This is a genomic window from Sporomusa sp., assembly GCF_057736855.1.
The window spans coordinates 1-9,385 of sequence record NZ_JBYKYF010000106.1; the positions used below are offsets into that span (position 1 = coordinate 1).

11 protein-coding genes are annotated in these 9,385 nt (G+C 40.3%); 9 read left to right on the forward strand and 2 right to left on the reverse strand.

All coding sequences use genetic code 11. The features are described from left to right. From AC29Z1_RS08710 to AC29Z1_RS08725, 4 genes are all read left to right on the forward strand, one after another. A partial coding sequence (locus AC29Z1_RS08710; protein ID WP_488271068.1) for a chemotaxis protein CheW occupies positions 1-259 on the forward strand: 259 nt, incomplete at its 5' end. A gap of 27 nt (positions 260-286) precedes the next feature. Next, complete coding sequence (locus tag AC29Z1_RS08715; protein ID WP_488271069.1) at positions 287-673, forward strand: response regulator; 387 nt, start codon at positions 287-289, stop codon at positions 671-673. A gap of 17 nt (positions 674-690) precedes the next feature. Beyond that, complete coding sequence (locus AC29Z1_RS08720) at positions 691-1,176, forward strand: chemotaxis protein CheX (RefSeq protein WP_488271070.1); 486 nt, start codon at positions 691-693, stop codon at positions 1,174-1,176. After that, positions 1,166-1,618, forward strand: a complete 453-nt coding sequence (locus AC29Z1_RS08725; protein ID WP_488271071.1) for a chemotaxis protein CheX — start codon at positions 1,166-1,168, stop codon at positions 1,616-1,618. Before AC29Z1_RS08720 ends, AC29Z1_RS08725 begins: the two co-directional genes overlap by 11 nt. 184 nt (positions 1,619-1,802) lie before the next feature. Here the strand turns inward: AC29Z1_RS08725 and AC29Z1_RS08730 are convergent, their stop codons facing one another. Then, positions 1,803-2,282 carry a YbaK/EbsC family protein gene (locus AC29Z1_RS08730; RefSeq protein WP_488271072.1) on the reverse strand — a complete coding sequence of 160 codons (480 nt, stop codon included), beginning with the start codon at positions 2,280-2,282 and terminating at the stop codon, positions 1,803-1,805. Positions 2,283-2,479: 197 nt separating this feature from the next. Between AC29Z1_RS08730 and AC29Z1_RS08735 the strand changes: the two genes are divergently transcribed. Further along, positions 2,480-2,998: a hypothetical protein gene (locus tag AC29Z1_RS08735; protein WP_488271073.1), complete on the forward strand. Its 519-nt coding sequence runs from the start codon at positions 2,480-2,482 to the stop codon at positions 2,996-2,998. A gap of 11 nt (positions 2,999-3,009) precedes the next feature. Here AC29Z1_RS08735 and AC29Z1_RS08740 read toward each other — a convergent pair whose 3' ends face one another. After that, the gene (locus AC29Z1_RS08740) at positions 3,010-3,348 is read right to left on the reverse strand and encodes a L,D-transpeptidase (RefSeq protein ID WP_488271074.1); all 339 of its coding nucleotides are present in this window, start codon (positions 3,346-3,348) and stop codon (positions 3,010-3,012) included. Positions 3,349-3,549: 201 nt separating this feature from the next. Here AC29Z1_RS08740 and AC29Z1_RS08745 point away from each other — a divergent pair, with 201 nt between their 5' ends. The 4 genes from AC29Z1_RS08745 to AC29Z1_RS08760 all read left to right on the forward strand — a co-directional run. Beyond that, entirely contained in the window at positions 3,550-5,238 is a 1,689-nt protein-coding gene (locus tag AC29Z1_RS08745) for a methyl-accepting chemotaxis protein (RefSeq protein ID WP_488271075.1), read from the forward strand. A 193-nt stretch (positions 5,239-5,431) separates the two neighbouring features. Next, positions 5,432-7,357 (forward strand): serine protein kinase, encoded by a 1,926-nt coding sequence (locus tag AC29Z1_RS08750; RefSeq protein ID WP_488271076.1) that lies wholly within the window; start codon positions 5,432-5,434, stop codon positions 7,355-7,357. A gap of 21 nt (positions 7,358-7,378) precedes the next feature. Then, positions 7,379-8,584 (forward strand): sporulation protein YhbH, encoded by a 1,206-nt coding sequence (yhbH, locus tag AC29Z1_RS08755; RefSeq protein WP_488271077.1) that lies wholly within the window; start codon positions 7,379-7,381, stop codon positions 8,582-8,584. Continuing rightward, positions 8,584-9,385 (forward strand): SpoVR family protein (locus AC29Z1_RS08760; protein ID WP_488271078.1); only part of this gene is annotated, 802 nt, incomplete at its 3' end. The genes yhbH and AC29Z1_RS08760, both read left to right, overlap by 1 nt.

Sequence of the window (9,385 nt, forward strand, 5' to 3'; positions counted from 1 at the left end):
TGGGGTGGTATCATTAGCTGCTATTTTGGGTATGCCGGTCGAGGAGCAAGAGGTAGTTCCTACGGTTATTATTTCCAATGGCACGGATAAAATTGGCGTTACTGTCGATAAACTTCTAAATGAACAGGATATTTTAGTCAAAGGATTGCCAGAGTATCTTTCTAACCTGCCGGCATTGGGAGGTGCCACCATTTTGGGTGACGGTAAGGTTGCTATTGTTCTCAACGCATCTGAGCTTATCAGTCTGGCGCAGAAATAAAAAGATAAATTTTGGAGGCTGTTTGGTATGAGTGATGGAAGTAAAGCAAGAATTATGTCAGTTGATGATAGCCCTTTTATTCATAAAGCGGTCGGTAAGGCGTTAATTCCGGCAGGGTTTGAGATTTGTGGCACCTGTAAGAATGGTAAGGAAGCTGTAGAGAGCTATCCTGCGATTAAGCCAGATCTGTTGATTATGGATATTACTATGCCGGTCATGGATGGTGTTGAAGCCGCCAGGATCATTAAATCTCAGTTTCCAGATGCTAAAATTATGTTGCTTAGCGCCATGGGAGACGAAGATATTATGGCTGAGGCGAAAGCAGTGGGGGTAGGTGCTTTTATGACTAAGCCGTTTAAAGGACAAGAATTGGTGCAAGCTGTCGAGGATTACCTTGCGAGATCAGAATATTAACTATTAGGAGATGAAATATGCAAGAAATGTATTTAGCTAAGTTAGCTGACGCTATGGTTGCAGTTCTTGATACCCTTACTGGTGAGTGTTGCACATGGAAAAAGGTAAGTAGCCAACTGCCTGCCATCCAGGATCAGATTGTATTTATTTCATTGCTTGGATTTACTGGCGCTGTTAGTGGCCGAATCGTTATGGAATTGGATATGGATACTGCTCAAGCAGTCGGCGAGGCCATGAACGACGAAAAGCTAAATCCGTATGATAAAATGCTGTTTTATACTCTTGCCGAACTAAGTAACATGTTTTCGGGAAAGGCAATCACCAATATTAATAATGGGCCAGACCGTCCCGGTCTGCGTCTGACTCCGCCCAATGTGCTTGTAGGTGAAGGGATTGAGGTATTTAGCGATCATTCCAATTTGTGTACAGCGCAGGTAGAGTGGGGGGGTAAACCTCTTTATATTCATCTTAGTCTGGAAGGAGCAACAGCCAATGTTAAGTGAAAGACTGAAAACATTTGCCAGAGTAACAAGCAATGTTCTTGGCCAATTTGGCATTGACGCCACTGTTCAGCCTGAATGTCATGCGCCTGAATCTATTTTTAGCAGACATGATGTGCTTGTAATTGTTGGTTTGGCGAAAGATATACGGGGAAGTGTTATTTATAGTATGTCTTCGGAGACGGCAAAAGCTGTGGCAAGCAGTATGATGGGAGGTTTCCCCATAGATAATCTGGATGATATGGCTAAAAGTGCTGTATGTGAATTTGCTAATATGGCCTCAGGCATGTCTGTTACCAGTTTTTCAGATGTATTAGTCGATATTACACCGCCGACACTTATCTCAGGTCAGAAAATGGCAGTTACCGTCGGCCATGATGATATTATGGTGACTGAATTGATGACATCCTGTGGCGGAATTGATGTCTATTTGGGGATAGCATAAACGTATGCTTTTTCACCAAGTAATCATGTTAAACCTATTGGCATAGAAAATTAGAAAAGAAAATTTAAAAAAAACAAAGAAGGTGTAACCCTTATCATGTTGAGGGATTTACACCTTCTTTTGCTGTATGAAGTGATTAACCTGAGGTTTTTTATTGCATTTGATGAAGGTTAACCGTTTACTCCTAGTTTACTTCAATAACTTGTCCTTCGGTAATGGTTGCCAACTGTTCGGGAGTGAGACGAAAAACGTCAAAGGGTGTACCGGCGGCGGCCCAAATTTCTTGGTATTGAAAAAGGTCTTTGTCGATAAAACATTTTAGTTTCGTATTATGACCGATAGGAGGAATTCCGCCAATGGCAAAACCGGTAACTTCCTGAACGTAATCGGCATCAGGACGAAATACAGCCTCACCTAGGTACTGTTTTATTTTTTTCTCATTAATCCGATTATTACCGCTGGCAACGATAAGCACTGGATTACCAGTGGTTTTTCCCCGAAAAATCATTGATTTTACGATTTGTCCTACCTGACAACCAATGGTGTTGGCTGCTTCCAGGCAGGTACGAGTGGAAGACTGCATAGTAATTACTTTTAAATCCAGACCATATTTATCAAGTTCTGCTTGAACTTTAGCGGCGCTTTTTCCTAATGCATTTGCCATAATTGTATCCTCCGAATTATACATGAAATCATATGCATTATTATACAATATTTTTCAATAAATTTAAATTAGGTATAGCATATGTTGGTTTAAGCATAGTCTGGACGGCAAATTTCTGTCACTATAGGTGTAAGGAACTTATGTAATGTGTGGTACATATAATATACAAATGAATAACGGAAAAGGAGAGAGTTATAATGGATAGCAGAAAAGCTGACAAATGCCAGGGTTGCTGTCCGCTTGAGTTTACAATATTGGCTACTAATAGGCCGCCAGATATTGATGCCGGATTTTGGGTGCAGGCTACAGCCAGTGGTGAAATATGCGGATATGATGGTTACGGTAATATTTCAATATCCGCAGAAGGCCTTATTCCACTAGGTGTTTACACAGTGTGGTTTGTTACTGACCGAGGACTGCGGCCAGCTGCACCTACCGATGCTGTATATACGGCAGACGGGTTTGATCCTAATCGCTTGGTGGTTAATGATAACGGTATCCTCAACTACTATGTTGCGCCACTAGATTTTAATCCGTTTCGTGGTATACCCATTCCACGAACCAAGAGTTGTGCCATTATTCAGGGAGTAGTTATTGGTTATCATAGTAACCGTAGAACAAATGGTACTACTCCTGGTGATTTTAATGTCAATTTTTTTGAACAATTGTCGGCAGAAATCTGTTTATCGCGGATAACAACAGAGGGATTCTTTTAATTAAAAGTTTTTTAATCTACTTCAATACTAACCGGGGTACCGATGGTCACCAGACGGGAGAGCTCAAGTACATCCCGGTTATACATACGTACACAGCCTTTTGAAACAGCCCCGCCAATAGAAGTTGGATTATTGGTACCGTGAATACCGTAATGAGGGTGATTAAGTCCTAACCACATGGCACCGAAAGGGCCACCGGGATTGCGGACTTTACTAATAATGTGATAATTGCCTGTAGGGGTGGCAGTAGTTGTTTTTCCTATACCAACTGGATAGGCTCTTACTATCGAGTTACCGTTTTTTAAAAATAAGAGACGCCTAGAAAGTGAAATTTTAATAGAATATGCCATATGCATCACCTCTGCTACTATAGTATGCGGAGGCAAATTGAAAGTGATAAGAGAGTAATAAGGAAGGAGTTACTCTCTTATTTTTTTTAAAAATTTAAAATATTAGTTAAATATAAAAGGATATGAAGAAAATTTCCCGAAGTATTAAATATAAAAATATAACAAATTTCTCAAAATTTGGTTGAAGGGAGATATTTGTCAATGACCCCAATCATTCAGTGGTTTAAAGGAATTAATGGCAAGCTGGCGGCATGCCTATTTTTTACTGGTATAGTCCCACTAGGAGGAATTATTTTTCTAATGAAGGTAGTGTCACCGAATCAATATGAAAGAATATGTTTTCTTTATTTTATTGTATCTGTAGCTGTTTTGTTGCTATGGTCACTAAAGATTACTCACTGTATTGCCAATCCCGTTCACCAATTGCTTATCTGTTTGCGGGAAATGGCATCAGGCGGTGGAGATTTAAATCAGCAAATACATATCAAGTCAAGTGACGAAATTGGTCAACTTGCCCATAATACCAATAGTGTTATGCGTAAAATTTCGGATTTAATTGAGGAGATTACGTTAATTAGCAATAAAACATTAGAAGCCAGTAAGCAGTTGTCAGATTACACTATTCAGGTAAGTGAAGCCATGCGTCAAACAACAGAAAGTATTGGTGAAATAGCGACAGGTTCTTCTCAGCAAGTGCATGATTTGGAATTATGCAGTAATTCTACTGATCATGCTAGTGCGCAAATAGTTGATATCAATAAATTAGCGGATCAGACAGCACATTTAGCAAAAGAAACCAATTCCTGTGCCAGTGAAGGGGCAGCGCAGGTAAAAGACGCTATCGCTACGATCAACGCCGTAAATAGGCAAATGGATATTTCATCAAAAGCCATTCATGATTTAGCTGATAGAATACATCAGATTGGACAGATCGTTGAAGTTATTACGGGTATTGCGGATCAGACAAATCTGCTGGCCCTTAATGCTGCCATTGAGGCAGCTCGGGCGGGTGAACAAGGCCGGGGGTTTGCGGTAGTCGCTGATGAAGTGCGGAAGCTGGCTGAAGATTCCCGCCAGTCAGCCAAGGAAATAACTAAGTTGGTTACAGGAGTACGAGAAGAAACTATGGATACAGTTGCCGCCATAGAAGAAGCACTTAGACAGGCCCACCAAGGGGCCGAAAAGGCCAGTAGTTCAGAAGCTGCATTAACCAGAATCATTACGATTAGTGAGAATCTCAAAGAACAAGCTAATTTTATGGCGATAAATATAAATGGTATAACTGCTGATATTCAAAATATTGCAGCTAACATCAAAGAATTAACCAATATTTCTCGTAAGTTTTTCGGTGCCAGCCAGGAAATCAATGCCGCTAGTGAAGAAGTATTTGCAACCATTGAGAAGATCACCGTAGCGGCAAAAGAGCTTAATGGTATGGCGCGAAATATGGAGGAAATGACGGTTCAGTTTGTTGCTGTTGACAAAGTTACCAGACAGCAAATAAAAGAAAAGTTAAACAAGGCACGAAAGTTATTAACTGCATACGGTCCTATTTATATAAACAGAAATAATCAGTTAGTAGCCGGTAATGAGATAATTAATAACAACGATCGATTGGTTGATGAAATCTCCCGGCAAATTGGCGCTGATTTTACTATCTTTCAAGGAAATCTCCGGGTGGCTACCACTGTTACTACCAGGACTGGACGTCGGGCAACCGGTACTACGGCAGCCAGATATGTTGAAAAAGCAGTGCTGGAACGAGGTACTGAATATATTGGGCGGGCTACTGTTATGCGACAGTGGTATATAGTAAATTATGAACCGCTCAAAGATAAAGATGGACAAATCGTCGGAATGCTATTTGTAGGGGAAAAGCTAAAACAATAATTAAATAGACTCAACGAGCATAGCTGCTGTTACTAGCTACGCTCTTTTTTTTATTATACAGGCCCAAATTTTGCAATAAGGTAATAAATTAGTAAAAAGATGTAATTACTATGTGACATAAAAAATACGTATTTATATCGGTATTCATAAAATGAAAACTACCTCAGTAAATTTCCAAAAGGAGGTACGTACTATGGCTTATGATTTTGAGAAACTCATTAAGCAAGACCGGCAAGAGCGTAAACAATATAAATTTGATGGTACTTTTCTGGATTATTTGGCAATTGTTAAAGAAAATCCCGGGATTGCTGTCTTGGCCCATCAACGGATGTATGAGTTACTCATCAAACCTGGCGTCGAGACAATAAAAACCGAAGAGAACCCAAGATTAAAGCGAATTTATGGCAACGATACTATTAAGCGTTATCGTTTTTTCCAAGACAAATTCTTTGGAATTGATAAAAGTATTATGAAAATCATGCGCTATTTCCATTCGGCTGCCATGAAGGGGGAAGAATCACGGCAAGTGCTGTATTTGGTTGGTCCCGTCGGGGCAGGTAAGTCGTCAATTATGGAAGCATTGAAACAAGCGTTAGAGATGAGTCCGCCCATCTATGTACTCAAAGACTGCCCAATGCGGGAAGAGCCGCTGCATCTGATTCCTAAACATTTGCGACCACAATTTGAAGAGCTACTCGGTGTCAAGATAGAGGGAGATTTATGTCCGATTTGCCGTTACCGCTTAAAAAATGAATTTAACGGCGAATTTGAGCGTTTTCCAGTTACTACCAGTGAGTTTTCCATCAGATCCCGTAAGGGGATTGGCGTTGTGCCGCCAGTTGATCCTAATAACCAGGATACATCAGTGCTATCTGGGTCTGTCGACATTTCAAAGCTTGATTTGTACCCGGAAGATGATCCGCGGGTATTGTCATTAAACGGGGCGTTTAATGTTGGGAACCGAGGTGTGGTAGAGTTTATTGAGGTTTTTAAGAATGACGTAGAATACCTTCATACCATGATTACTGCAACGCAGGAAAAGTCAATTCCTTCACCAGGCAAAGGTCCTATGATTTATTTTGATGGCATTATTTTAGCCCATTCCAATGAAGCTGAATGGAATAAATTTAAATCTGATCATACCAATGAGGCCATTCTTGACCGGATTGTTAAGGTAGAAGTGCCATATTGTCTGGAACTTGACGAAGAAGTAAAGATTTATCGCAAAGTGCTCAAAAACAGTAGTTTTAACGCTCATATTGCTCCTCATACTATCGAAGTTGCTTCGATGTTTGCCATACTCACTCGGTTGGCACCTTCTTCTAAGGTTGATCCTCTTACTAAATTAAAAATTTATAACGGTGAAGAAATTGTTGAAAAAGGATCAACGAAAAAAGTTGATATATTTGAACTACGGGAAGAAGCACCACGGGAAGGTATGACGGGAATTTCTACCCGATTTATTATGAAAGCACTGGATACTACTTTGTCAGAATCAGAGTTTAATTGCATTAATCCGATTGCTGTTATTGACAATATGATTAAAGCCGTCAAGGAGCTTGCAATTGCAGAGGATGAGAAGAAACGTTATCTGGGCTTTTTACAAGATACTATTAAAAAAGAATATAACAAAATACTGGAAAAAGAAATAACGAAAGCCTTCATTCATGGTTACCAAGAACAAGCTGAAAGCCTGTTTAATAATTATTTAGATCATGCCGAGGCCTATGTAAATATGACCAAATTGAAAGATAAAAATACGGGGGAAGAACTTGAACCTGATATCAAATTTTTGCAATCCATTGAAGAGCAAATAGGTATTACTAGTACGGCGGCTCCAGGTTTTCGTCAGGATGTTACGTCCTATATGTTCTCGGTTATGCGGGGTGGGGGAAAAATTGAATATAAGAGTTATGAGCCGCTCAAAGAAGCTATTGAAAAGAAACTTATCTCGTCAGTTAAAGAACTTTCCCGTATTATTACTCAGGCCAGAGTACGGGATAAAGAACAGGAAAGTAAATATAATGCCATGGTGGAGTCTATGAAGGACAACGGCTATTGCCCGCATTGCTGCAATGTAATTTTAAAATATGCAGCCAATAACTTGTGGAAGGATTAATGCGGGAAACGGAGGTGAACTATGGCAATTTTCAAAGAGGGACGTACTGGTCAGTCTGATCGTTCGCAATTTGACCGTAAACGCCACCGTGAATTGGTAGAAGACGCCATCAAACGTAATTTAGGTGATATTATTGCTGAGGAAAGCATTATCGGACAAAGTAAGAATAAAAAAATTAAAATACCCATTCGCGGTATCAAAGAATATCAGTTTATTTATGGCAAGAATAATGGCGGTACTGCCAGCGGTACAGGTAACGAGCAACGGGGGCAGGTCATTGGCCGGACTAGCGGCCAGCAGGAAAAAGGGTTAGGTCAGGCTGGCAATGAGCCGGGCGAAGAAATTTATGAGACTGAGATTACCATGGATGAAATTATCAGCTATTTATTTGAAGATATTAACCTGCCTGATTTGGAACGCAAAAAGTTTTTTCTCCAAGAGTCAGAATATAAATTTAAAAAATCGGGCTATCAACGCAAAGGGATCCCGCCAAGACTGGCCAAAAAACGTACGATGATAGAAAAGATCAAACGCCAGCAGGGACTCATCAGAGAAAAAGTATATACCGAAACATTTGATGAAAATGGATGTCCCATACGTCCGCGGGTACCTTTCCGCGAGGAGGATTTGCGCTACTTCCGGGTAAAAGAGGATATTCGGCGCCATTCCAATGCTGTAGTTTTTTGCATTATGGATGTATCCGGTTCTATGGACCAGAGCAAAAAATACCTGGCTCGTACTTTTTATTTTCTGCTATATCAATTTTTACGCTGGAAGTATGAACAGGTTGACGTAGTTTTTATTGCTCATACCACCGAGGCCAAAGAAGTAAATGAACGTGAGTTTTTTCATCATGGCGAGTCTGGTGGCACCATGATTTCAAGTGGTTATACCAAGGCGTTAGAAATTATTGAGCAGCGGTACAGTCCATCAGTATGGAATATCTACGCATTTCATTGTACCGATGGCGATAATTGGACTGAAGATAATCAGCGGACTATTGAAAAAGCGAAAGAGTTGGCAGATGTCTGTAACTTGGTAGGATATGTTGAAATATTGGCCAATTATGGGTACGGGGTTACTATTCGGCGTGAATTGGAGCAAAAAGTAAATAATAACAATTTTATAATTGTTTCCATGGGGCGAAAAGAAGATATTTGGCCGGCACTTAAACGAATACTGGAAAAAGAATCCGAGGTTGAGGCAACCGTCGGAGGTGATAGCTAATGGCTGCAGATTATACACTACGTCAGCTTGAGGAATGGTGCGAAAAAATCGAGAAGCTTGTGGAAAAAAACGGCCTGAACTGTTATGAGCAACAATTTGAAATTTGTAGTTATGAAGATATGTTATGTTATGAGGCTTATGTTGGCATGCCGTCTCATTACCCCCACTGGAGTTATGGCAAAGCGTATGAACGGCAAAAAACATTCTATAAGTATAATCTGACTGGTTTACCTTATGAGATGGTGATAAACTCAGATCCTTGCATCGCCTATCTCATGCGGGATAATACCTTATTACTGCAGATATTAACTATTGCCCATGTGTTCGGCCATAATGATTTTTTTAAAAATAATCGACTGTTTAAAGAAAATACCCGGGCAGAGCTAACGGTTGAAATGTTTAAATCCCATGCTAATCGGGTGCGGGATTATATAGCAGACCCCAGTATTGGACTTAAAAAAGTAGAACGTATTCTTGATGCGGCTCACGCTTTGCGGTTTCAAGTCAGACGGCAAGGTGAGGGAAAACCGCCGGGAAAAAATGAACTGGCGAAGGAGTCGCCGGAACAAATCCCTGACCGACTTAAAACTGATTTATTATGGTTTTTAAGTGAAAAGGGTAAGTTGTCTTACTGGGAACGGGATTTAATTAATATTGTCAGAGAAGAGAGCTTTTATTTTATGCCCCAAGTGGAAACTAAAATTATGAATGAGGGTTGGGCAAGTTATTGGCATTACCTTCTCCTGAATGAAATGGCGTTGCCGCAGGGACTGCATTTGGAGTTCCTGCAGCGGCATAATC